The sequence below is a fragment of the Nonomuraea sp. NPDC003709 genome, from assembly GCF_040610775.1.
GTDB lineage: Bacteria > Actinomycetota > Actinomycetes > Streptosporangiales > Streptosporangiaceae > Nonomuraea > Nonomuraea angiospora_A.
In genome coordinates this window covers 91,031-114,775 of record NZ_JBEXMW010000008.1, presented here as the reverse complement: position 1 = coordinate 114,775, position 23,745 = coordinate 91,031, and the positions used below count along the sequence as shown (strand labels likewise).

Below are 23,745 nucleotides of genomic sequence, written 5' to 3'. Positions count from 1 at the left end.
TCGCGGCGCAACGCCTGCACCAGCTATCAGGACAGCCAGTTTCGCACGAGGGCGAGCATCGGGTTGGACAGCCAATTGACGACGAATGCGACCAGGATGCCCAAGAGGAAGAAGACGATTTGAGTGACGAACCCCTTGCGGTTCTGTCCGGTGAACTGGCGTCGCAAGACGTCGTCGAGCGCCTTGACCTGTTCGGGCGTCAGCGCCGCCAGCCGTTCGGTACTGTCCACCTGCGCGCTGAGCTGCTGAAGCGCGACCAGCCGCTCCTGCAGGTAGCGCTCGAGTTCACGCGAGACCACCTGCGCCTCTTTGACCATGTCCTGCAGCCTTTTGACGCGCTCGGTCAGGATAAGTTCCCGCCGCGCCACCCGTTCCCGGCGACGGGTCAGCAGCGTGGTCACCCCCCAGAAGGAACCGCCGACCACGGCGATCGCTCCTGGCACGCCGAGCGCGACCCACCAGTAGAACCTGTCGAGCAGCGCCTGCCCCGCCGGTGCCTCCATGTCAACGCCTGCCAGCGACCCGACCAGGCCGATGACGAACGGCGTGCCCACCACCACCCATGCGATGAGGCCGCCCACAAGCCAGAGGCCGAGTTTGGTGTCGTCATCAGTCGCGGACGCATCCTGCGCTTTCTCGGCAGAAGCGCCGGGCTGGCCGCTGGACGGATTGTCGGCCGGAGGCTCGTCTTCAGAGGGCGACGTCATTGCTACAGAGTGCGATCCGGGGACAGCGCATGGCAAGCCCTCCGCCATCATGCCTGAGTCCGTCGCAAAGCGGGCCTAGGCTTACCCGCCGTGACGATCCACGTGAGCCACTGTTCAGCGTCGAGCCAGCGCCTCGTAGGCGGTGGAGCGATCGATCTTGAGCGTGCGGGCATCCTCGGTTACCGAAACGTCGTCGGCGACAAGTCGGCGCAGCACGGCCGAAGCACAAGCTTTCGAGCAGAAGGCCTTGTCGGCTGGCGAGACGCCCTGGAGTCGATCCGGGACGCAGCACTGGCCGCTCCCTATTGCAGCGGTCCGCCCCGCGACCATGGCCCGTGAAAGACGGCGCATCAAGCCGGGATCCGTACACGTCGTACCGCCCCCTTCCGGACACCTTGTGCCCCAGAGGCGAGCCGCCGAGACTCCAAAGGGCGCGGTGGCTGCCAAGAGTGGTGATGTGGACGAGGGGTTGGTGCCACGAGCCCGCGAGTCGCGACTGTCGGACGACGAGCGCGATCAGGTCGCTGCCCGGGGCGGCCGTCGGCGAGGGGCGGCTCACGCCGGAGGAGTTCGAGCAGCGCCTGAGCGCAGTCCTGGCGGCCCGTACTCACGGGGAGGCCGATCCGTATCCGCATCGGGTCGTGGAGGCGGACCTCGACGTCTCCTTCGGCTGGACGACGCTCGTGGTGCCGCCCGGCGCGACCGTGGACGTCGATGAGGTCGAGCCGGGCGCCAGCCCGGTCCGGGTCCGCGACGCCGCCGCCGGCGGCGCCGGACAAGGACTCCATTTCGTAGGTACGCGGCAGGCAGGTGGCCGGGCGGCTGCTCATCCGCCGTCAACGCCGCTTCTGGCGGTGGCGCTGGTGACGGTTGAGGATGGCCTTGAGCCAGATCAGCGGGGTGGGCTGGTTGCCCTTGACGATGAATTTCGGCGGCGGCCCGGGCTGACGCCGCCCTTGGAAGGACACCGGCCCTGGCTCCTGCCGCGGTTGGGCACCTCCTCCAAGGAGCCGGCCGCGGGAGGGGCATCGATGGCGGTCTCGCGGGCGCGAGCGACCCACGCGGCGCCGGCACTGGTCCCGGTCCGCAAGCCAAGAGTCCCCACCAGGGCCTGACCGGTATGGGCCGGTACATGCGCTTGGGTGAGGAGGCCTCAGCCCGCATCGCTGCCGAGCACCACCCCGCCAACCAGCCCCCACGCAGTGCCGTCCGGCCGAGGGCCGCCCACCCAGACGGTCGCAGCGGCGGCCGACCGTTGCTGTAGGAATGACGGAGCTTCAGGGTGAACTCGTCGCGGTCGCGCAGCGAACCGGGCCACGCCGAGCCGGCTGAGCTCGGTGTGACCGGTCCACACGCGTGGACGCCAGGCGGAGCAGGCGCGACGTCCCGGCGTGGTCGTTGTGGCGGACGTTCTCCGGGATTCGTACTGGTAAGCGGCCTTTAGTGAATGCCCGGAAGTAGCGAAGCCGGTTCCGGGCTCAGCCGGCGACTTGGCTTTTCGGTGGCGCGGAGACGCTGACCTTCGAGCCCCATCCCGAGTAGCTGGTCTCGGTGCTGAAGCGCCCGTCCCCTACCTCGACGCCGTCGGCGACGTGGGTGGAGGCCAGGTGCGAGGTGAGGAGCTTGCGAGGGAGATTGTCAGGGCCGAGCGTGAGCCTGTACTCCACCACGGTCTTGTCGCCCTCGCTGAGCGGCGATGACGCGCGGAACCAGGGTGACGCCTTCGCCAGTGCCGCGTAGGTGAGTTTGCCGGAGTACGTACGGCCCTGCTTCTTGCCCTTGAGCAGGACCTTCAGCGTGGCGGGCTCGGCCGGGTTCACGAGCTGGGAAAAGGTGCCGATGTAGCTGCCTGTCATGCGCAGGGGGTCCACGAGGTACTTCTTGCCATCGGGCACCTCGCCGTACATCGGGTGCGTGGTCCAGCTCTTGCCGTCGACCCAGATCGTACGCCCGCCGCTCAGGGAGTACATGTGGTCGAAGATGCCGCCGGTGTGCTTGTTGTAGTCGGTGGTGATGTCGGACGCGGCGATGCCTTTCTTGCCGAACTGCCACTTCCCGGACCGCCGAAGGAACGTGATCTTCTCCGAGTCCTGCAGTAAGGACGTGACGTCGGTGAACTTCACCCCCTTGCCCGCCTTCAGCTTGCCCTGCAACGTCTTGACCGGGTCCGCCGCGGCGGCCTGGGCGGGAGTAGCGGCTATGAGCATGGTCATGGCGGACACGACGGCCCCCACGATCATCCGATTCATGAGATTCCTTTCCATGGAGATCGCAGATTCTGCCGTTTCTTGATCACGACCTGGTGAACGCGGAGCCCTTCATCGGCAGATCGCAGTCAGCACCAGATACAGGCTGGTCGATCCTGTCGGTGGCAGGCTCCTGCACGGTCACGAGCAGCCCGCCCAGCCGTTGAATTCGTGACCGGCTTGATCACCGCCGTCACCCTGCGCCCCGGTACCTGCGGCCGGGCACCACGAGGCCGCCGTCGCAGCCGACCTGTTCGCTGTCGTGCCGCGCGGATCTGCCGAGCCGTGCCCCAGATATCAGGCGTTGAATGCGAAAACCGCAAATTGGCCACGGCCAGGTTGCTGTGGGTTTTCGCGGTCAGTGAGCCAGTCACCATGCGGTTCGGCAGGCGTGGCCGTGGCATAGCCCTCGCGGGCTCACCGTTCGGGACAATGCCCCGGTGATTTGCGTACCTACAACCGCTTTATCCCTCTTCCTCTTACTGGCATTCACTGCTGGTTGCGGAGTTGTCGGCACATTCACCATCACCATGTCGGGTGAGTCGATGGAACCGACGATCAAGGCGGGCGCGAACCTGTCGTCACGCAGCACCGATGGACCTCGCACCGTGTCACCATCGCAAACCACTTCATGGTGCATGAGGAGACTTTTTCGGGCTGGCGTAGGGGGCGGGGTGGCCTGGCGGCTGCTGCGCCATCATGACCGCCGATCCGTGTCGGGGCAGCGTCCGTAGCGCCGCAGTCCGATCGCCGGTTTGGAGAGGATCTGGGTCTCGGAATTGTCGGTGGCTACCGGCATGGTGGTGCCATGACCGAGACGCCGCCCTTCACCGTCCTCGCCGATGACACGGCCTACGCCGAGGCCGTTCAGCTCGCCGTTGACTCCGCCGCCGCCTACTACGCCGACGGCACCTCCACGCTTGACGACGACGCCTACGACCGGCTGGTGCGGGGCATCCAGGCGTACGAGGAGGCCCACCCCGAGGCGGTGCTGCCGTCCTCGCCGACGGGCAAGGTGGCCGGCGGGGCCGTGGTTGGCGACGTGCCGCACACGGTGCCGATGCTGAGCCTGGACAACGTGTTCGGCGCCGAGCAGTTGGCCGACTGGGCGGCCTCGCTGGAGCGCCGGCTGGGCCGTCCGGTGACGGCGTGGAGCGTGGAGCCCAAGCTCGACGGGCTGGCGATCTCGGCCCGCTACCGGCATGGCCGCCTGGCCCAGCTGGTCACGCGGGGCGACGGCAGCGCGGGCGAGGATGTCTCGCACGCCATCGGCACCATCGTCGGGCTGCCCGATCGGCTGGCCGAGCCGGTCACGGTGGAGCTGCGCGGCGAGGTCATGATGACCGCCTCCCAGTTCGAGGAGGCCTGCGCCAAGCGGCAAGCCCACGACGGCACCACGTTCGCCAATCCGCGTAGCGCGGCCGCGGGCACGCTGCGCGCGCAGGACCGGCCGTACGTGTGCGAGCTGACCTTCTTCGGCTACGGCGTGGTGCCGCCGCCCGACGACCACTCTGAACTGGCGGTACGACTGCGGGAGCTGCCGCACAGCCAGATCATGGACTGGGTGGCCGCGCAGGGTGTGCAGACCACCGCCGTCACGCCGGTCGCCGGGATAGTGGCCGACAGCGTTGAGCGCGTGCAGGAGCGGGTGGGGGAGATCGCGGCGGTCCGCGCCGAGCTGCCGTTCGGCATCGACGGCATCGTGATCAAATGCGACCTCGCGGCCGACCAGGCCGAGGCCGGATTCAGCTCGCGGGCGCCCCGCTGGGCCATCGCCTACAAGCTGCCCGCCACGGAGAAGATCACCAAGCTGCTGGCCGTGGAGTGGAACACCGGCCGCACCGGCATCATCGCCCCACGCGCCGTGCTGGAGCCGGTCGAGCTCGACGGCAGCATCGTCACCTACGCCACCCTGCACAATCCCGCCGACATCGCCCGGCGTGGCCTCATGCTCGGTGACAGCGTGACCGTCTACAAGGCGGGCGACGTCATCCCGAGGGTCGAAGCGCCGGTCGTGCATCTGCGCACGGGTGAGGAGCAGCCGATCGAGATCCCGGCGGCCTGCCCGTCCTGTGGCGACGCCATCGACAACTCGCAGGAGCGGTGGCGGTGCGTGCGCGGGCGCCAGTGCCGCGCAATCGCCTCCATCGTCTACGCCGCGGGCCGCGACCAGCTCGACATCGAGGGCCTGGCCGAGAACCGCATCAAGCAGATGCTGGACGCGGGCCTCATCGCCGATTTCGCCGACCTGTTCTTCCTGACCCGCGAGCAGTTGCTCGGCCTGGAGCGCATGGGCGAGACCAGCACCGACAACCTGCTGGCCGCCTTCGATCGGGCCAAGGGCCAGCCGCTCAGCCGGGTGTTCTGCGCGCTCGGGGTGCGCGGCACCGGCCGGTCCATGAGCCGCCGCATCGCCAGGCACTTCGGCAGCATGCAGGCCATTCGCGCCGCCGACGCCGAGGCGATCCAGCAGGTGGACGGCATCGGCCCGGAGAAGGCCCCGGTCGTGGTGGCCGAGCTGATCGAGCTGGCCCCGCTGATCGACAAGCTGGTCAAGGCCGGCGTCTCCATGACGGAGCCGGGCTGGACACCACCCGCCGAGCCTGGTGACGCGGACGCCGACGGCGCGTCCGAGCTGCCGCTGACTGGGATGTCCGTCGTGGTGACCGGCGCGATGAGCGGAGCGCTGGAGGCGCTGAGCCGCAACCAGATGAACGAGCTGATCGAGCGCGCGGGCGGCAAGGCGTCCTCCAGCGTCTCGGCCAAGACGTCGCTGCTGGTGGCGGGCGACAAGGCCGGGTCCAAGCGGGCCAAGGCCGAGAGCCTGGGCGTGCGGATCGTCGATCCGGAGGAGTTCGCCACGCAGGTCAGCGCCTTCCTGTGAGCACCCTGGCGCCACGCCGGAACGCGGTGTCCCGGCTGGCCGGCTCGAGGACCGTACGGCTCTTCGCGCCGCGACTACGACTGACTGGATGAGCACCCAGCGCAGCCCAGTCCTCGGCGGGGTGAGCTGGAGCGTCGGCGTCGCCCTCACCGGAAGCACACCCCGTGGACCCCACCTGAGCCGCCCCGCGCCCATCTTGTGCCCGTCAACGCAGAAGTGCCCGATATGGACATGAACTTTGGTGATCTCGACGAGCCGCCGTGCCAGGCTAATGCGCTACCGGCGCCTCCTTGGCTGGAGCGCTCGGGGCGGCGTGGGGGGGCGCTGGGCACGGGTTGGCGGGCGGCGGCCGAAAAGTCGGGCGCTCAGCGGGGATGAGGGCTGCGCAGGTGTCCTGGGGCCGTCTTCACCGGGCCGTACTGATCAGCCTCGCAGGGCACAGTGCCGCCGCGCCACAGGAACGTGACGCACTGAGTAGCGCCGCCCGCAACGGGGAGTTACCGGGTATGGATGGAACCATGATCCTTTTGAGGCGGACAATCCACGTGACCGTGCTCGCCCTCTTGGTCCTCCCGATCATCGCCATCCCGCCGGCGGCGGCCGACACCCGCAAGCGGCCGCAGGCCGAAGCCGGCGCCGCGCTCGCCCGCCGTATGTTGTCCCAGTTGAAGGTCGCCAGGGCGTTATCGATCCGCGGCTATGCCCACCGGCGCTTCCTGCCCCGATGGGCGCACCACAGGGGTAAGTGCGACACCCGGGAGACGGTGCTGGCCCGCGACGCGCGACGCGTGCGCAAGAACGCCACGTGCTACCCCGTCAAGGGCCTCTGGTACAGCCCGTACGACGGCAAGTGGCTGAAGAGCGAGAAGCATGTGGACGTCGACCACGTCGTGCCGCTGTCGTACGCCTGGCGTTCCGGCGCCAGCAGGTGGAGCCAGGCACGCCGGCGCGCCTTCGCCAACGACCTCACCCGACCCGAGCTGATCGTCGTCAGCCACTCCGCCAACATCGCCAAGGGCGGCCAGGGGCCGCAGAGCTGGCGTCCGGCGCGCCGCGCCTATTGGTGCCGCTACGCGACCTCATGGATCACCGTGAAGCACCACTACCGGCTCTTCGTGACAAGAAAGGAGAAGAAGGCTCTGCTCAACATGCTCCGCACCTGCCGGGGACGTTGACACATCGCCTGTGACCTGACTCGGGATCGAGGAGGAACCGCGCAGGAATTGGCGGTACGGCCCGAGGGGCTGTCGCTGCCCGAAGATGCGGTCGGCGACGGCGGCCTGTTCGGCGGTACCGGCGCGGAAGTACGGGGCGGTGGTGTCCAGGGAAGCGGCCCCGAGGAAGGCCTCCAGCAGGCGCTCGGCGGGGGGACGTCCAAGGCTCGGGGCTCTTGTCGCAGGCGTCTGCGGGGCAGTTCAGAGGGAGCGAGGGGTCGTCGGGGCGGTAGCGGACACAACACGCGAGCACCCCCGACGTCCCACGCAAGGTCCACGCGACATGAGCACCCAGCCCTCGGACACGATGCACCGCAGCCGTGACCAGGTATTCAGTGCCAACCCAACGGCGTGCTCGTAGCCAGGGCCGAGGATCTTGCCGCCGTGCCAGGCACTCGACGTGAGATGCGGCGAGGGCGTCAACGCGCTCCGGGCGGCCCACCGCAGCCAACCCACCGCACCCAACCCACTGGAGCCGACCCACCGTGGCCGCCCCACCACAGCCGACCCGCCGTGGCCGGCCCGCCACAGCCTGCCCGCCACAGCCTGCCCGCCGCGGCTGGCAGGCCACCACAGTCGGCATCTCCGAGGTCGTCCTGTGACCGCGCCGCCGCTGCCGCCACAGATGTCCAGCGCCGCGTGTCCTGGCCGCATGCGGACACGCATCACGTATCAGCCGTCGTGGGCGTCCCTCCTAAGGAGCGGAAAGGAGCGAGACGATGGCCACTTACACGATCGACAGCTACAGCGTGCGAGTCTGGTCCTCCAGGCCGACCACGAACCTCAGCCCCGGCGTCGCCGTCACCGGGATCTACCTGTACGAGGGCGGCGCCTACCGCGGTTACGCCTACTTCTACCCCGACGGCACCCCGCTGGCGCCGCCGGTGATCGACGCGGCCGCGGGCCAGATCTTCATCCATCTCAACCTGTCGCAGCTCACCGGGATCCTGCAGTTGCTGCGCGAGGAGAAGCCGGTCTATCTGTACGAGTTCGGCACCACGAACGCCGGGCTCATGACGGGCACCGAGCCCACGGGTGAGGAGGAGGGCATAGCGGGCTGACCCTCACTCTCGGGGCAGCCTTCACCCGGCATCGGTCGGCGTCAGCGCGAGATGATTTCGTCGCGGCATTGCTGCCCCTTGCAGGCGCAGGTCTTGATCGCGATGGTGATCGTCTCCCTGAGGTTCTCCGGCACCGCCGTACAGCGGGTGTCGCGGCTTGGGTCGGCGGCCTTGATGAGGACACGACTTCCTTGCAGGTCAAAGCGAGACGATCTTTTCAGGCGCGTAAGGCGCACTGACCGGCTCGCACAGCGCAGGCGCAAGGGTTTGATGGTGTAAGCGCGCCACGGGCAAGGGCGAGGGATCGTGATCCGGCTGCGCGCGGTGCCGGGCGAGTCGATCGTCGAGGTCGTGGACGAGGGGTGGTTGCCGCATCCGGGCACCAGCGGCGCGGGCCGGTGTTAGCCTGCTCGTCGTGTCTACTGGCGATCATGACTTACCCGGCCCCGGCCAGGCACATGCCTCGGGCCAGGCGTCGGCCGACGAGACGCTGGGCGATCCGCGTTTCCTGATCCACGCCGACCCCGACGAGGTGATGGCGCTCGCGTCGCGAGCAGACGGCGCCGAGGCGCGACTGGCCGCGGCGGTCTACCGCACGTCCGCCGGCCGGCATCGTGACCTGCCTCCCGCCGCGCGCCGTCAGGTCCTGACCGTGGACGCCGCCCGGTGGCAAGCCGATGATCTGGGGCGGCGGCTCGCCGAGGCGCCGGACGAGCACGGCGCGGCCGCTCCGTACCGGGTGGAGTGGGCGACGGGCACGTCGCTGAAGGGCGCGCTGCTGTGGTCGGCCGATCTGCCGGACCACGAAAGGCTCGGGCTGGCCGCAGTCTGGGCGATGGCGGCCGGCGGGTCGCCGGGCCAAGCCGTGGTGACGGTCGCGGCCTTCGGCCGTGACGGCTGGACCTGGGACCTGGCGTCGGGCAGCTGCGTCGGCAGGCCCGTGTTCGACGACGGAGGAGTCGAAGCCCTGGAGAGCGTGGTGCTCGACGGTCGTCGATCGCTGGTCGTCAGCGGGTACAGCATCGTCGACGACCTCGTACGGGCGAGCGTCTGGGTGATGGACGTCGGCTCCGGGGAGCGCGTCGGTTCGCCGTTCGTCACCGAAGGCCACGTAAGCGATCCGCTGGCCGTCACCACGGTGGCGGGCCGTCCGGTGGCGATCTCCGGCGGATCGGCGGTGAAAGTCTGGGACCTGCTCGCGCAGCGCCCTCTGGGCAGGCCGTTCGAGGCGCACGGCGACACGAGGGTGATCTCGATCGCCACGACGACCCTGGACGGCCGCGCGGTCGCGGTCACCGGTGACTACGACGGCTTCGTGCGTGTGTGGGATCCCCTCGACGGGACGGAGGTCGCAGCGCCGACAAAGACTTCCGGTCGGCCGGAAAGCCTGCTCGCCCTGTCTCTCGACGGCCGCCCCGTCGTGGTCACCGGCGGCTACGACGGGCCGGTCGAAGTGCGGGATCTGCGCGAGGGGACTCTCGTTCGCGAACTGCTGCCCGAGGACGTGCTGGCGCGTGGCAGCAGTTCGCTCGCCGCCGCCGAACTCGACGGCCGCTCGATCGTGGTCGCCCTCGACCGCGAAGGGCGCGTACGAGTGCTGGACCTCGCCACAGGAGAGCCGCTGTGCGCGCCCCTGCCTCCGGGGCGCGGAAAACCTGACGCGATCCGCGTGGCCGAGGCCGGCGGCCGTCCGATCGCCGTCACCAGCGGCATGCTCTCGTCCGTGGTGCAGGCGTGGGACCTGACCGCCGCGTGCGCCGCACCAGCCGCCGGAGCGCCGCGCGGCCTGCCGGGCGACATCACCGCCCTGACGGTCTGCGAGGTCGACGGCCGCGAGGTCATCGTCACGGCCCACCACGACGGCCCCGCCGACGACCCCAGATGGGGCGAGGGGTACGTGTGCGTCACCGACCTGGCCGACGGCACTGCGGTGGCCCCCGCCATCCCCACCGGAGAAGGACGGACACAGCTCGCCCTGGCCGACTTCCACGGGGACCCCGTAGCGGTGATCACCTGTAATCAGCGATTCGTGCCGCGGCTGCTGCGACTGCCTGAGGGTCAGGAGCTGGACATCACGTTCACCACCTCGGACTACCGGCAGGACCACAACGGCCGGATCACCGCGCTCGCCACCGGCCGGCTGACCGACCGCCCCGTGGTGGTGACCGGCGGACGGCACAACCAGGCGCGCGTGTGGTACCTGGACAGCGGCTCCATGTGTACGGCCGTCGCCGGGCGCGGCGGCGGGTACACCCATGTCACCGCCGCAGCCGTCGGCTCGCTTCGAGGCCGCGCCGTGGCGGTCACCGCCGGACACGGATCCGACACGCCCGAGATCCGGGTGTGGTGGCTGTCCAGCGGCCGCCCGGTCTGTCAGCCGGAGACAGGTCACAGCGGAGCCGTGAACGCCGTCGCGATCAGTGACCTGGACGGCGCCCCGGTCGCGGTGACCGCCGGTGCGGATCAGACAGTCCGGGTGTGGGACCTGAACAGCGGAAAACTGGTCAGAGACCCCCTGATCGGGCACACGGCACCGGTTAAGGCCGTGGCCGTGACCGAACTGGACGGCCGCCCCGCCGTGGTGACCGGCGGCGCGGATCGAACCGTCCGGATGTGGGATCTGGGCAGCGGGCGCCAGCTGCGACAGGCGGATCTGCCCGGCGCGGTGTCGCATGTCGCCGTCGCGTCGGGCGGCCGGCTGGTCGTCGCGTTCGGTGACGACATCGCCGTCATGTCCCCCAGGTAACCCACCATCCGAAGCCCGGACCCGCGAGGAGGGCGACGCCGAGCACCATGGCGGAGAAGGTCACGGCGATGGCCTGGATGATCTTTCCTGCTGGGTGCTTTCGGAGGTCGGGGTCGCCCTCAGACGCGAATCGAGGTCACACCGTCTCTCCGGCCCCGGCGAGGTCATAGGGCGGGATACCCTGCCTGCGGTGCCTCGAACCACGTGACCGGAGGAGTCGATGCTGGGATGACGGCAGAGCGACCGATGCCCACACAGGACGACGTGCTCGGATACTTCGACACGCTGTCGAACTGGGGACGGTGGGGCGACGACGACGAGCTCGGCACTCTGAACCACATCACCGACGACGTCCGGCTGGCGGCGGCGCGGGCCGTGCGCCACGGCAGGAGCGTGTCGTGCGCATGGGAGGTCGCCGTACCGGAAGACATGGAGCGGTCGACGACGACGTGCCCATGCGCCGCCGACATGCCGGGGGCCGAGAACATGCCGGTGGCCGCATTCCACAACGACCGGCGCTGGGGCTTTTCGTCCGAGCGGCTCGGCATCACGTTCCACGGCAACACCCTCACCCACATCGACTCGCCGTGCCACATCTTCTGGGACGGCACGATGTACAACGGGCGGTCGCACTCGCTGGTCGACGCCGCAACGGGATCGGCGTGGGCGTCCGTCACGGCGGCGGCGAACGGGATCATCACGCGTGGTGTCCTGCTGGACATCGCGAGCGTGCGGGATGTGCCGTGGTTGGAACCGGGACAGGGCGTGTTTCCCGACGACCTCGAGGAGGCCGAGCGTCGCCAGGGTGTGCGGGTGCGACCCGGCGACGCGGTACTCCTGCGGACCGGCTACGGCCGCGCCCGGCACGAGAGCGGTGCGGTCAACGGTTTCACGCAGGCCGGGTGGCACGCGTCCTGCCTGCCATGGCTGCATGAACGGGAGGTCGCGCTGATCGGCGCTGACACCCCCCAGGACGTTCAGCCGTCGGGATACGACGACGTGTTGATGCCGGTTCACGCCGTGAGCCTCGTCGCCATGGGTCTGTGGATGCTCGACAACTGCGACCTGGAGGCGTGCGCGACGACGGCCGCCGAGCTCGGCCAGTGGGACTTCCACCTCGCAGTCGCGCCGGTCCGCTTCGCCGGTACGTCCGGCAGTCCGGTCAACCCGATCGCCACGTTCTGACCGCGGTTCACGCGGAGGTGCGACGCCACCTTGGCGAGCAGGCGCCGGGATGGGACGGCGACCTCGGCGATCGAGGCGATGGCCTCCGCTTGCCGGTGTTCCGAGGCGATGGTGCGGGCGATCCACTCGGCTTCCCGGTGACCCGCCATGAGGTTTTGGTGCCCCAGCCAGCTCCCCGGGCTGGGGCATGTCGAGATTATGGCCTTAAGTCCGATTTGTATAGCTTTGGTGAGTAATTTTCCTTGACCGCCCTTGCAAGGACGCCCCCGATGCCCCGCCACGGCAGGTATCAATAGATCATGACCGCGCGTTATGACGGCCAGGCCGACTGGTACGACGAGTACATCGGCTCCAGTGCCTACATCACCACGCAGGACATCGTCGACCTCCTCGGCCCCGGCGAGGGGCCGTGCCTGGACGTCGGCTGCGGCACCGGCCTCTATCTCGATGCCATCCGCTCCACCGGCCGGACCGTCATCGGCCTCGACCGCTCCGCCGACCAGCTGCGCCTGGCCCGCCGCCGGGACCCCGCGCCCCTCCTCCAGGGCGACGCCACGGCCCTGCCGTTCGCCACGGGCACGTTCGGCACCGTCACCGCGATCTGGGTCTCGACCGACATCCCCGACTTCGCCGGGCTGCTGCGGGAGGCGGCCAGGGTCCTGCGCCCGGGCGGCCAGTTGCTGTTCTACGGGGTGCACCCGTGCTTCAACGGCCCCCACATCGAATCCCGCGAGGACGGCGCGGTGATCATCCATCCCACGTACCGGATCAAGGGGTGGCACAAGCGCTCGCCGTGGTGGCGCAAGGGCGGGGTCCGGGACCGGGTCGGGATGAGCCACGTGCCGCTGTCCGACCTGATGAACGCCTTCGTCGACGCCGGGCTGGCCGTCGGGCGCGTGTACGAGCCGCAGGAGCGCCCCGTACCGTCCGTCCTGGCCGTCAGGGCGTTCCGGCCGGGCTGACGCTCAGCGGCCGGGCACCGGCAGCAGGGCCAGGTGCTCGCCGGTCACGAGGTCGAACCTCAGCGCCAGCGACACCAGCGCGTGACGCTGCCAGTCGGCCTTGCCCTCACCGCCCTGCGGGCTTTTCACGTGCAGCTTCTTCTCGGCCAGGTAGCCGATGTGGAAGCCGATGGCGGTACGGCTCAGCTCCAGGTCTGGGAGCCTCTCGGCGATCTCGGGGATCGTCGGTATGCGCGACGTCGAGGGGTCGCGCAGGCGCGGCTCGCACAACGCCACCAGGATGCGGAAGTACTTGGCGTTCTGGTCGAGCGGGTAGGCGACCTGCGTGGCCGCGCCCTCGTCGGCGCGGTGCGGCGGCACATGTACGTGCTGCGGCGCGAACACCAGGAACGAGACCGTGCCGTCGACCGCCGGCAGACTCACCCTGGAGAACTCGAACGGGATCGGCGCCCCCATCCGCCCCGGCGGCACCTTGACGAACTCCCCGCCCCCTTCCGGGTTCTCCACGACGTACGTCTTCGACGTGCTGAGGTTGGACAGCAGCCAGTAGTCCCCCACCGCGACGATCTCGCCGGCGCGCCGGGAGACCGCGGCGTCGTCCAGCCGGAGATCCACGGGAGAGCCGGGAGCCCCGCGCCCGAAGAGCGCCTGCTCCCCGGGCGCGAGCTCCAGCGAGTACGGCCGGTCGTCGGTAGGCGCCGCCGCCATCTGGATCAAGATGGTGCTGTGCATCCGCGGGACCCTACTCGCGTGCCGGTGAAGGTGTCCAGGTCATACGGGCAACGGCTTGCCACCCGGGCGCCTGCACTCCCGCAGGCCGCCGTCGGACTCGTCGTTGCCGCCCCCGCGGAAGTAGACCTCGCTGACGTACCCCCACCTGTCGTTGTCGGCCATGGTGGCCGCCCACCAGTAGTTCCGGTACGAGCCCAGCGTGTAGCTCGCCCCGGCCTTCTCGCACAGGTACCAGTCGTCCCCCGCCGGATCGATGTAGCCGACGATCTTACCCTTGGCCGGCGACTCGTAGACCGGGATGCTCCCGCTCGGCGACCAGTCGGGGCAGTTCTGGACCGTGTCGTTACCGTGCCGGAACGGCTTCCCGCACGGGCTGGCGTCGCCCGCGGCGGCCGTGGCGGTCCCCGCAGCTGGGCCGGCGACCCCCGCGATCGCCAGCCCGAAGGCCGCGGCGAGCGCGGCCCGTCGGATACTCATCATGCTTTTCCTCCCGATGTCGGTATCCGCGTCGATCCTGCGGGGCGCGGGGCCATTTCCGTAACCTGGTAGCTACCAGGGCGCGTGGACGGATCCACGATGATCGGCGATGATGAGCTGAATGACGGCTCCGTCCCAAGCAGGTCGCTACCGGATCGAGCAGCTCATCGGTGTCGGGGGGTTCGCCTCCGTCTATCTGGCCCATGACGACGAGTTGCGCTCGCCGGTGGCCGTCAAGATCCTCGCCGACAACTGGGCCCGCCAGCCCGACGTGCGCGGGCGCTTCCTCCAGGAGGCGCGGCTGCTGCGCAGGGCCGACTCCCACCTGCTCGTACAGGTCTTCGACGTGGGGGAACTCGACGACGGCCGCCCGTACTTCGTGATGACCTACGCCGACCGCGGCACGCTGGAGGACCGCCTGTCCGGCGGGGCGCTCACCGTCGACGAGGCGCTCGGCCTGATGCGCGACATCTGCCAGGGCGTGTCCGTGTTGCACAGCATCGGGGTCGTCCACCGCGACCTGAAGCCGTCGAACGTGCTGTTCTGCTCGCGTCCCGAGGGCGGTGAGCGGGTGATGGTGGCCGACCTCGGCATCGCGCGGTCCACCGACCACCTGAGCGGGCTGACGCTGCCCGCGGGTTCGCCCGGCTACCAGGCTCCCGAGCAGCTCTACTTCGACGGCGCGCCGGACGCGCGCGCCGACGTCCACGGCCTGGGCGCGCTGACCTACCACATGCTCACCGGCAGGGTGCCCGCCAAGCCGGAGCAGCGGGTGCCGCCGAGCGCGCTGCGTCCCGAGGTGCCGGATGCGGTCGACGCCGCCGTGATGCGCGCCCTGGATCCCGGCAGGGAGGCCCGCTGGCCCGACGCCGCCGCCTACGCCGCGGCCCTGTCGTCGTCCACCGCCGTGCCGCCGTCGGGCTGGAAACCGCAGGTGCGGCTGTCGGGCGGAGAAGCGCAGGTACGGCCGTCGGGCGGGGAAGCGCAGGGGCCGTCGTCGGGCGGGGAAGCGCATATGCGGCCGTCCGAAAAGGGCCGGCGCAGGGCGATCGCCGGGGGTGCGGCGGCCGTCGTGGCCGCGGCCGCCGTCACCGTCGTGGCCGTCAACCTCACCCAGAGCCCGGACCAGCCCGGCGGCACCCGCGCGGCCGCGAGCACGCCGCCCGCGAGCGGCTCGACCAGCCGGTGGCTGCGGGACGGCTCCGACATCCCCGGCCAGTACCGCGAGCTGATCGTGCAGGCGGGCACGTACTGCCGGGAGCCCGGGCTCAGCCCGGCCCTGATCGCCGCGATGCTCAAGGCGGAGTCCGGCTACGACCCCGGCCTGTCAGATCCGGTGAAGGACGAGTACGGCATCTCCAGGTGGACCCCGTCGGTGCTCTGGTACTGGCAGCCGGGCGGCCTGCAGAGCCCGAAGCCCGTGCCGCCGTTCAGCCCGGAGCTGTCGATCCTGTCGATGGGACGGTTCCTGTGCACGCTGGGCCCCAGGGTCGCGGACCTGCCCGGCGACCCGGCGCTGAAGCTCGCCGCCCTCTACCGCAGCGGCGTCGACCCGCTGAAGCGGGCGCGCGGCATCCCCGAACGGTGGCGCGACTACACCGAGAAGGTCTCCCGCTACATGCGCGACTACCGGCCGGACTGAGGGCGCTCGACGCATGCTCAACGCGGGCTCAACATTCCTTGATCGACTCTTTCACCCGTGACCGACCATGCCGCCGCCATCCCGTCCATCGGATTGCGTACGCCCGCCGAGTTCGTCGCGGGGCTGCGCAGCCTCAAGGCGTGGTCGGGGCTGACGTACCGGCAGCTCGAAGCCCGTGCGGCGGCTGCCGGGGACTTCCTGCCGTACAGCACGCTGGCCTCGGCGTTCGGCCGTAACCGGCTGCCCCGCCGGGAGCTGGTCGTGGCCTTCACCAGGGCCTGCGGCTGCCGTGCGGAGGAGACGGCGGCCTGGCTCGACGCGCACCGCCGCGTCGCCGCCCGGTCCGTACGCACCCCGGCCACCTCACGACCCGACGACCCGGTCTGGCCGCTGGGAGAGGAGCTGGCCGTCCTCGGCTACCGGCTCATCGTGGCGGCGGCGAGCCGGACCCCCGACCCGATCACCGAGGCCGCGGCCCGCCAGGTCATCGCCGAGCTCGCCGACCTGGCCCGCGCAGGCGGCGACCCGCGCGGGCAGTGACCGGCGCAAAGGCGACCCGCGTGGCTAAGGTGCTCCGAGGCGGCGCACCACGACGCCCACCACCCGCTCTGGTGGGACATATCCGAAATCTCGGGAGTCGAAGGACTCGTCAACGTTGTCGCCCCGCACGGCCAGATGCCCCTCCGGCACGACCGGCCCCGCCCCGGGAACGGGAAAGTCCACGCGATCGCCGCCCGTGGCCACCGCCCGCTTGATCAGCAGACCCACGTCCACGGCAAAGGAGCCGGGCGGCGGCGGCGCGGCCTCCGCCACCGCCCCCTCCCCCATACGGCCCGGCGCCTCGAAGACGACGGTCTGGCCGCGCCGGACCTTCGCCGCGGCGGTCCGCCGTACCAGCACCTTCTCCCCGGGCAGGTAGGAGGGCCGCATGCTGTACCCCCGCACCGTCACCACCAGGTAGCGCTTCCTGAGCGCCCAGAAGAGCACGGCCACGAGTGCCGCGACGACAATGAAGATCATGGGATGCGCTGCTCCTCCGCGTCGATGTATCCCGAGGCCTGCTTCGCCCACAAGCTCGCGTACAGACCTCCACGGGCGAGCAGCTCGTCGTGCCGCCCCAGCTCCCCCAGCCGCCCCTCGACCAGCACCGCGATCAGGTCCGCCTCGCGGATCGAGCCGAGCCGGTGCGAGACGAGCACGCTGGTCCGGCCCGCCCTGATCTCCCGCAGCCGGCTGTGCACCTCGTACTCGGCCTCGGCGTCCAGCCCGGCGCTCGGCTCGTCCAGGATCATCAGGTCCCGGTCACCGCGCAGGAAGGCGCGGGCCAGGGCCACCCGCTGCCACTGCCCACCCGACAGGAGCACACCCGTCTCCTGCTCGCCGTCCTCGCTCTCGCCGAAGAACATGCGGGTCAGGGCCGTGTCGTAGCCGCGGGGCAGCCGGGCCAGGTCGTCGTGGACCCCGGCCCGCCGCGCCGCCTCCTCGACCGGGGCCGCCCGGCCCAGCACCGCCAGGTCGCCCACGGCGATGTTGTCGGCGGCGCTGAAGTCGTACGCCATGAAGTCCTGGAAGACCGCGCCGGTCCGGGCGCGCAGCTCCTCGACGGGGAGGTCGCGCAGGTCCACGCCGTCCCACAGGATCGCGCCCCGCTGCGGGTCGTAGAACCGGCACAGCAGCTTGACCAGCGTGCTCTTGCCGGCGCCGTTCCGGCCGACCAGCGCGACGGACCGGCCGTACGGGATGAACAGGCTGACCCCGCTCAGCACCCACGGATGCTCCTCGCTGTAGCGGAACCACACGTCACGCAGCTCGATGCCGCGCCGCAGCGGCGACGGCCCGCCCGTCTCCGGTGAGGGCAGGTCGGGCTCGGCGCGCAGCACGGCGGCGTGGTGCCCGAACATCAGCAGCTGGTGGTGCGCCTGGCCGGTGGAGCCGACCAGCCCCTCGATCGCGCCCTGGATCCCGGCCACCGCGGCGATGAACATCGACACGTCGCCGACCGACATCCCGCTCCCGACGGCCCAGATCAGCCCTCCTCCGGCGGTGAGCGTGGACAGCGCCGCGAGCGCGCTCTGCACGGCCAGCTCCCGCCGGTCCAGGCCGCGTTCGGCGGCGTCCACCGACCGCCGCTCGGCGATCATCCGGCCGCGCAGGAAGCCACCGAGGCCGAACAGGCGGATCTCCTTGGCGGCGTCCACGCTGCCGAGCAGGGTGCCGTAGAACAGCTCGCGGCGTTCGGCCGGGCCGATCTCCCACTGCACCCGCGCCCTCCCCCGCGCCAGGCGCAGCTCCGCGACGAGCGCGGGCAGCGCCGAGCCGATCACGACGGCGGTGAACGCGGGACTGATCACCAGGAGCGAGCCGACGAACCCGGCCAGCGTCACAGCCCCGCGTCCGAGGCCGAACAGCGCGTCCACCACGCGGCCCGGCGCGGCGGCGCTCTGCTCGGCCAGCCGCAGGCGGTCGAGCATGGCCGGGTCCTCGAACCTGGCCAGCCCCCGCCAGCGCTCGACCGCCGCGAACAGCCCGGCCCGCGCGCTCAGCCCGGCCCGCCGGTCCAGCTCGGCCCGCAGATACTGCCCCGCCTGCAGGGCGAGCGCCCCCGCCAGCCCGCTCGCGGCCAGGCCCGCCGCGAGCGGCAGGAGTACGCCGCCCGTGACGAGGCCGTCCAGGATCAGCTTGGTCAGCCACGCCATGACCACGGGCACGGCCGAGGCGAGCAGCACGCTCGCCAGGTAGGCGAGGAGGGTGCCGGAGGCGGCCCGCCACACCAGCGCCAGGGCCTGTCCGGCGGTCGACCTCACCCGATCGCCACGACCGGCGACCGCATGATGTCGGGCCCGGTCGCGATCACGTACCCCTCGGCGTCCACGACGCCGTACGCGGGGAAGGCGTTGGCCTCGAACGCCCGGCTGACCGGCCCGCCCATCTCCTCCACCACCACCAGCGAGACGGGCGCCAGCCGCTCGACCATCTCGGTCGCGCGCTCCGCGTCACCGGCGACGACGGCGAGGACCTGCCCCGGCGTCTCCCGCGCCGCCTCCACGAAGCCCGGCAGCGCCTCCTTGCACGGCCCGCACTCCGTCGAGAAGAACGCCACCACGGTGTTGCCGGTCAGCGTGCCACCGGACACGGTCCGCCCGTCGGCCGTCACCGCCTCGAACTCACCGATCCGCGAGCCGACCGGCAGCATGTCCTGGCCGAGGTAGCGGCGCTGCAGCAGGTCCTCGAGGTGAACGGTGTGCTGTTTGAGCCGTCTGATCACCCCGAACGTCAGCAGCAGATCCAGCAGGCAGAGCGCTGCCACCAGGACCACGGCGACGACGAGCACGGTCATGCTGTTCCCCTTCGTTGTGGTGGGCGAGAAGAGCTCCACGAGCTCGTCGAGACGGGAGACGATCATGGCGAGCCGGCTAGCCCGGGGCTCACCCGGCCGTCACCGCGTGCCGGGCACGGGTGACGGCAGGCGCCCTCGTCGGTCAGCAGTCGCCTCGGGAGTAGCAGTTGCAACCGGTGCTGCCGATCCTCGGGCAGCACGTGATGTACATGACGCGCGCCCCCGTGGTGCAGCAGCGGGTCTGGCAGTCGGAGCCGCACCCGGGGCAGGCCGCCGCGGCCTCGGCGCGCGGGACCAGGCGCTGGAGTAGTTTGTCGGCGAGTCTTGCGATCGTCGCGGTCATCGGGGTGATTCCTTCCCTGTGCTCTGCACGGATGGCTGGAGGTACGGGAACCTGGATGACCTTCACCTTGGCTCGGGTGCCCGGGCCCAACAAGGAATACGCCGTGTTCCGAAAAGTTCCGAACAGCGATGTCAGGAGCGCTCGGGCACCGGGAAGACGGCCACGAAGCGGGCGCCGGGTGAGTGGTCGGCGAGGCTGAGGGTGCCGTCGTGGGCCGCGGCGATGTCGCGGCACAGGGCCAGGCCGAGGCCGCTGCCGCCCTTGTCCTTGGCCCTGGCGGGGGCCAGGCGGGTGAAGCGTTCGAAGACCCGCTCCCGATCCTGTGGCGGGATGCCGTCGCCGTCGTCGGTCACCGTGACGGTCACCTTGTCGCCGTCCACGGCCACCTCCAGGTCGATCCGGGTGGCGGCGTGCCGGGTGGCGTTGTCGAGCAGGTTGGTCAGCAGGCGGTCGAGCTGCAGGGGCGAGCCGTAGACCGGCGCCGAGACGCACAGGTCGGCGACGATCGGCACCCGGCCGCCCGCGCGGCGGTTGACCTGCTCCTCCGCCACGCGGACCAGGTCCACCACGCGGCGCTCGCCGACCGCGCCGGCGTCCAGCCGGGCCAGCATCAGCAGCTCGTCGATGATGCCGGTCAGGCGGTCGGCGGCGGCCAGCGCCTGCTCGCCGGTGGCCCGCCAGTCCGTCTCGTCGGGATAGGCGCTGGCCACCTCCAGCTGGGCGCGCAGGGCCGAGATGGGGCTGCGGAGCTCGTGGGAGGCGTCGGCGACGAAGCGGCGCTGGGTCTCGACCGTGCGTTCGAGGCGGTCGAGGGTGTGATTGGTGGTGGTGGCGAGGTCGGTGATCTCGTCGCCGGTGTCGGGCACGGGCACGCGCCTGCTGAGGTCCTGGCCGGTGATCTCGGCCATCTCTGCCCGTACGCGTTCGACCGGGCGCAGGGCGGCCCCGACCACGGCCCACGCGATGCCGGCCACGCTCAGCAGGATGAGCGGGATGCCGAGGAACATCAGGACTTCCACCCACTTGATGGCCTTGTCCACGTCGGTCAGCGAGGCCGCCCCGTACACCGTGGTGACGCCGATCGGCGAGCTCACCTTCAGGGCCATGACCAGGTAGTGGGCCTCGGGCTCGGTGAGATGGGGGGACAGCGTGAGCTCGGTCATGTAGATCTTTTCGGGCTGGTCCGCCCGGAACCTCATCAGGGTCGGGATGTTGCTCACGCCGGGACTGGTCGCGATCACGTTGCCGCGGGCCGAGACCACCTGCAGGAGCTGGACCCGCGACGGCGTCTGCAGCACCGTGTGGAACTCTCCCGACTCCAGCTCGCCGGCCACCCGGCGGACGGCCAGCTCCAGTCTGGTCTGCACGGCCCCGCGCAGATTGGCGGGCGCGGTGGCGAGCGTGATGGCGGCCGTGATGGTGAAGACGACCGCCGCCGCCAGTGTCGCGACCGTGGTCAGCCGCGCCCGGATCGAGCGTGGAAACAGCCGTTTCACCATCTCATTCCGGCCTCCCCGTATCACCACGGGTGACGCTCACCCGTGTACCCCCTTCCCAACATGATGGCTGATCTGCGGATATACGGGTACCGGGTCGCTTGCGAATACTCTCCGTGTTCAGCGGTGACCGGCCATCGCGCGCCGCGTCCGGGACAGACCATGATCAGCAGGTGCTGGAGGGTGCCGGTTCGGCCGTAGAAGCCAGCCGCGCTCGTCCGCGTGCGGTACGCACCTCGAAGTGCGTACTTCCCGATGGAGAGCAGCTCTCCGTAGGTTTGTCGCAGCGAAACCTGATGAGGGAGTTATCGATGCGCGCAGTCGTCATTCACGCTTTCGGCGGGCCCGAGGTGCTGGAGATCGCGGACGTGCCGGTGCCCGCAGTCCGGGAGCGGCAGGTCCGCGTCCGGGTCGAGGCGGCGACGGTCAATCCCGTCGATCTGGCCACCCGGTCCGGGGCGCTCAGCGAGGCGGGCCTGCTGCCGGCCCGGGACGTGATCGGCGTCGGCTGGGACGTGGCCGGAATCGTGGACGCGGTGGGCCCCGGCGTGACCGGTGTCGTGCCGGGCGAGCGGGTGATCGGCCTGTCGGACCGCCTCGACGTGCCGCTCGGCGCCCAGGCCGAGTACGTGGTCCTCGACGCGGACGCGGTCACCCGCGCGCCGTCGGGCCGTTCGCCGGTGGAGGCCGCGACGTTGCCGCTCAACGGGCTCACCGCGGTGCAGGCGCTCGACCGGCTGGAGCTGGCCGCCGGGCGGACGCTGCTGGTCACCGGCGCGGCCGGGGCCGTGGGCGGGTTCGCCGTGCAGCTGGCCGCCGCGCGCGGGCTGCGGGTGGTCGCGGTGGCCGGCGCCGAGGACGAGCCGCTGGTGCGCGGGCTCGGCGCCGAGTGGTTCGTGCCGCGTACGGCGCGGCTGGGCGAGGCCGTACGCGCTCTCGTGCCGGGCGGCGTGGACGGGGCGCTGGACGCCGCGGTGACCGGGGCGGCGGCCCTGGACGCCGTCCGCTCGGGCGGCGTCTTCGCCGCGCTGGTCGCGGGCGGGGCGCCGCTGCCGTTGCGCGGCACCCAGGTGTTCGACCACTGGATCCGCGCCGACGGCGTCCGCCTCGCGGACCTGGTCGCGCTGGTCGAGGCCGGCTCCCTCACCCTCCGCGTGGCCGAGGCCCTGCCCCTGGACCAGGTCGCCGCCGCCCACCGCCGCCTGGCCAAGGGCGGCCTGCGCGGCCGCCTGGTCCTCGTCCCCTGAGCCCGCCACGGTCTGACGGCGCGACGCGCTCATGTGCGGGAGCGGCCGAGGGTGAGGGTGAGGGTGAGGGCGGCGGCGAGGGCCGCGATGGCGGCGTAGGCGACCGTGGTGACGTCGGTGCCGTGCTGCCAGCCGAGCGCGCCGATCGTGGTGGCCATGGCGGCCACACCCAGGGAGGAGCCGACGTACCGGGCGGTGTTGTTGGCGCCCGACCCCATGCTCGCCCGGGCGAGCGGCACGCTCTCGATGGCCAGATGGGTCAGCGAGGCGTTGATGAGCCCGCTGCCGACGCCGCCCACCACCAGGCCGGCGACGACCCGCGTCCAGGGGGCGGCGTCCGCGACCCCGAGCGTGAGCACGGCTCCGGCGGCGGACAGGAGCAGGCCGAGCGCGAGGCGGACGCCCGAGTGGACGCGCAGGTGCCGGGCCAGCAGGGAGGCCAGGAACGACATGCCCGACCACAGCGAGAACAGCACGGCGCTGGTGAGCGGGGTGAGCGAGCGGGTCACCTGGAGCACGGTCGGCAGGTAGCTCATCATCCCGATGACGGCGATCCCGGTCACGAACGCGCCCGAGGTGGCCACCAGGAAGAGCGGGCGGCGCAGCAGGCCGAGCTCGACGAGGGGCTCGCGGCGGCGGTTCTCGATCAGCGTGAACGCGGCCAGCAGCACGACCGCGGCGGCGAACGACGCGTACACGACGGGCCGGTTCCAGCCCAGCCGGCCCTCGGTGACCCCGGCGAGCAGCGCGGCGGTGCCGAGCGCCAGGGTGATCGCGCCGGGCAGGTCGTGCGGGCGGCGGCGCTCGCTGCGCGACTCCGGCAGCACCCGGCCGGCCGCCACGGCCAGGACCGCGCCGGCGACGGCGATCAGGACGTGCACGCCGCGCCAGCTCCAGGCGGCGGCGATCGAGCCCGACAGCAGCGGCCCCAGGGCGATGCCCAGCCCCAGCATCGCGCCGTAGCGGCCGGTCACCCGGACGCGGTCCGGGCCGCCCGGGTAGGCGTGGCCGAGCATGCCCAGGCTGCCCGCCAGCATGGCCGCGCTCGCCCCGCCCTGCACCAGCCTGGCCACGACGAACATCGCGGTGTTCACGGAAAGCGCCGCCAGCAGGGCTCCGGCGGCCAGCGCCCAGGTGCCGGCGACGTAGGCGCGCCTGCGCCCGTGGTCGTCGGCGAGCCCGCCCGCGACCAGCAGGAGCGAGGACAGGCCGAGCGAGATCGAGTTCAGCATCCAGGCGGGACCGGTGGGGCCCGAGCCGAGGTCGGCGGCGGCCTGGGACAGCGTGACCATCGGCACCGTGTAGTTGACCAATGCGAGCAGCGCGGCGGCGCAGGCCGCCACGGCCACCGTGCCCGCCGCGTGCGGGGTCGTCGGGGCGGGAGCCGATCGGGTGAGTGTCACGGCGTCTCCTTGGTTCATTCATTGAACTGAGAGGCACACGCTAACACGCCAAGGTTCAATGAA

21 protein-coding genes are annotated in these 23,745 nt (G+C 71.1%); 10 read left to right on the top strand and 11 right to left on the bottom strand.

Annotated features, from left to right (window positions below; genetic code table 11):
- Positions 1 to 26: 26 nt before the first annotated feature.
- A complete protein-coding gene (locus tag ABZX61_RS24905) occupies positions 27 to 707 on the bottom strand; it encodes a hypothetical protein (RefSeq protein ID WP_355198041.1) in 681 nt (226 codons plus the stop codon).
- A gap of 455 nt (positions 708 to 1,162) precedes the next feature.
- On the opposite strand from ABZX61_RS24905, the gene ABZX61_RS24900 reads away from it, so the two are divergent.
- Positions 1,163 to 1,822 carry a DUF1707 domain-containing protein gene (locus ABZX61_RS24900; RefSeq protein ID WP_355198039.1) on the top strand — a complete coding sequence of 220 codons (660 nt, stop codon included), beginning with the start codon at positions 1,163 to 1,165 and terminating at the stop codon, positions 1,820 to 1,822.
- Between the two features lie 363 nt (positions 1,823 to 2,185).
- On the opposite strand, the gene ABZX61_RS24895 is transcribed toward ABZX61_RS24900, so the two are convergent.
- Positions 2,186 to 2,956, bottom strand: coding sequence for a hypothetical protein (locus ABZX61_RS24895; RefSeq protein WP_355198037.1), 771 nt, complete (start codon positions 2,954 to 2,956; stop codon positions 2,186 to 2,188).
- A gap of 805 nt (positions 2,957 to 3,761) precedes the next feature.
- Here ABZX61_RS24895 and ligA point away from each other — a divergent pair.
- The 3 genes from ligA to ABZX61_RS24880 all read left to right on the top strand — a co-directional run bounded on the left by ligA (position 3,762) and on the right by ABZX61_RS24880 (position 8,112).
- Positions 3,762 to 5,837: an NAD-dependent DNA ligase LigA gene (gene ligA / locus ABZX61_RS24890; RefSeq protein ID WP_355198035.1), complete on the top strand. Its 2,076-nt coding sequence runs from the start codon at positions 3,762 to 3,764 to the stop codon at positions 5,835 to 5,837.
- A gap of 518 nt (positions 5,838 to 6,355) precedes the next feature.
- Positions 6,356 to 7,012 carry an HNH endonuclease family protein gene (locus tag ABZX61_RS24885; RefSeq protein ID WP_355198033.1) on the top strand — a complete coding sequence of 219 codons (657 nt, stop codon included), beginning with the start codon at positions 6,356 to 6,358 and terminating at the stop codon, positions 7,010 to 7,012.
- Between the two features lie 758 nt (positions 7,013 to 7,770).
- Positions 7,771 to 8,112, top strand: a complete 342-nt coding sequence (locus tag ABZX61_RS24880; protein WP_350739345.1) for a hypothetical protein — start codon at positions 7,771 to 7,773, stop codon at positions 8,110 to 8,112.
- A 41-nt stretch (positions 8,113 to 8,153) separates the two neighbouring features.
- On the opposite strand, the gene ABZX61_RS24875 is transcribed toward ABZX61_RS24880, so the two are convergent.
- A complete protein-coding gene (locus ABZX61_RS24875; RefSeq protein ID WP_355198031.1) occupies positions 8,154 to 8,375 on the bottom strand; it encodes a hypothetical protein in 222 nt (73 codons plus the stop codon).
- A 152-nt stretch (positions 8,376 to 8,527) separates the two neighbouring features.
- Between ABZX61_RS24875 and ABZX61_RS24870 the strand changes: the two genes are divergently transcribed.
- The 3 genes from ABZX61_RS24870 to ABZX61_RS24860 all read left to right on the top strand — a co-directional run bounded on the left by ABZX61_RS24870 (position 8,528) and on the right by ABZX61_RS24860 (position 13,005).
- Positions 8,528 to 10,858 carry a WD40 repeat domain-containing protein gene (locus tag ABZX61_RS24870; RefSeq protein ID WP_355198029.1) on the top strand — a complete coding sequence of 777 codons (2,331 nt, stop codon included), beginning with the start codon at positions 8,528 to 8,530 and terminating at the stop codon, positions 10,856 to 10,858.
- 228 nt (positions 10,859 to 11,086) lie between these two features.
- Complete coding sequence (locus ABZX61_RS24865; RefSeq protein WP_355198027.1) at positions 11,087 to 12,043, top strand: cyclase family protein; 957 nt, start codon at positions 11,087 to 11,089, stop codon at positions 12,041 to 12,043.
- Positions 12,044 to 12,342: 299 nt separating this feature from the next.
- Positions 12,343 to 13,005 carry a class I SAM-dependent methyltransferase gene (locus tag ABZX61_RS24860; RefSeq protein WP_355198025.1) on the top strand — a complete coding sequence of 221 codons (663 nt, stop codon included), beginning with the start codon at positions 12,343 to 12,345 and terminating at the stop codon, positions 13,003 to 13,005.
- Between the two features lie 3 nt (positions 13,006 to 13,008).
- Here ABZX61_RS24860 and ABZX61_RS24855 read toward each other — a convergent pair whose 3' ends face one another.
- Both ABZX61_RS24855 and ABZX61_RS24850 read right to left on the bottom strand, forming a co-directional pair.
- The gene (locus ABZX61_RS24855; protein ID WP_355198023.1) at positions 13,009 to 13,737 is read right to left on the bottom strand and encodes a winged helix-turn-helix domain-containing protein; all 729 of its coding nucleotides are present in this window, start codon (positions 13,735 to 13,737) and stop codon (positions 13,009 to 13,011) included.
- 39 nt (positions 13,738 to 13,776) lie between these two features.
- Positions 13,777 to 14,217, bottom strand: a complete 441-nt coding sequence (locus ABZX61_RS24850; RefSeq protein WP_355198021.1) for a hypothetical protein — start codon at positions 14,215 to 14,217, stop codon at positions 13,777 to 13,779.
- 118 nt (positions 14,218 to 14,335) lie between these two features.
- Here ABZX61_RS24850 and ABZX61_RS24845 point away from each other — a divergent pair, with 118 nt between their 5' ends.
- On the top strand, positions 14,336 to 15,856 hold the full coding sequence (locus tag ABZX61_RS24845; RefSeq protein ID WP_355198019.1) for a serine/threonine-protein kinase: 1,521 nt from the start codon (positions 14,336 to 14,338) through the stop codon (positions 15,854 to 15,856).
- A 57-nt stretch (positions 15,857 to 15,913) separates the two neighbouring features.
- Positions 15,914 to 16,396, top strand: a complete 483-nt coding sequence (locus tag ABZX61_RS24840; protein ID WP_355198017.1) for a hypothetical protein — start codon at positions 15,914 to 15,916, stop codon at positions 16,394 to 16,396.
- A gap of 24 nt (positions 16,397 to 16,420) precedes the next feature.
- Here the strand turns inward: ABZX61_RS24840 and ABZX61_RS24835 are convergent, their stop codons facing one another.
- The 5 genes from ABZX61_RS24835 to ABZX61_RS24815 form a co-directional block, all read right to left on the bottom strand.
- Positions 16,421 to 16,876, bottom strand: coding sequence for a S26 family signal peptidase (locus tag ABZX61_RS24835; RefSeq protein ID WP_355198015.1), 456 nt, complete (start codon positions 16,874 to 16,876; stop codon positions 16,421 to 16,423).
- Positions 16,873 to 18,660, bottom strand: coding sequence for an ABC transporter ATP-binding protein (locus ABZX61_RS24830; protein ID WP_355198013.1), 1,788 nt, complete (start codon positions 18,658 to 18,660; stop codon positions 16,873 to 16,875). The genes ABZX61_RS24835 and ABZX61_RS24830 overlap by 4 nt, the downstream gene beginning before the upstream one ends.
- On the bottom strand, positions 18,657 to 19,259 hold the full coding sequence (locus ABZX61_RS24825) for a TlpA disulfide reductase family protein (protein ID WP_355198011.1): 603 nt from the start codon (positions 19,257 to 19,259) through the stop codon (positions 18,657 to 18,659). The genes ABZX61_RS24830 and ABZX61_RS24825 overlap by 4 nt, the downstream gene beginning before the upstream one ends.
- 76 nt (positions 19,260 to 19,335) lie before the next feature.
- The gene (locus ABZX61_RS24820; RefSeq protein ID WP_355198009.1) at positions 19,336 to 19,536 is read right to left on the bottom strand and encodes a hypothetical protein; all 201 of its coding nucleotides are present in this window, start codon (positions 19,534 to 19,536) and stop codon (positions 19,336 to 19,338) included.
- 131 nt (positions 19,537 to 19,667) lie between these two features.
- On the bottom strand, positions 19,668 to 21,035 hold the full coding sequence (locus tag ABZX61_RS24815; RefSeq protein ID WP_355198007.1) for an ATP-binding protein: 1,368 nt from the start codon (positions 21,033 to 21,035) through the stop codon (positions 19,668 to 19,670).
- A gap of 308 nt (positions 21,036 to 21,343) precedes the next feature.
- Between ABZX61_RS24815 and ABZX61_RS24810 the strand changes: the two genes are divergently transcribed.
- Positions 21,344 to 22,279: an NADP-dependent oxidoreductase gene (locus ABZX61_RS24810; protein ID WP_355198005.1), complete on the top strand. Its 936-nt coding sequence runs from the start codon at positions 21,344 to 21,346 to the stop codon at positions 22,277 to 22,279.
- 29 nt (positions 22,280 to 22,308) lie between these two features.
- On the opposite strand, the gene ABZX61_RS24805 is transcribed toward ABZX61_RS24810, so the two are convergent.
- Positions 22,309 to 23,682, bottom strand: a complete 1,374-nt coding sequence (locus ABZX61_RS24805; protein WP_355198003.1) for an MFS transporter — start codon at positions 23,680 to 23,682, stop codon at positions 22,309 to 22,311.
- Between the last annotated feature and the right edge of the window lie 63 nt (positions 23,683 to 23,745).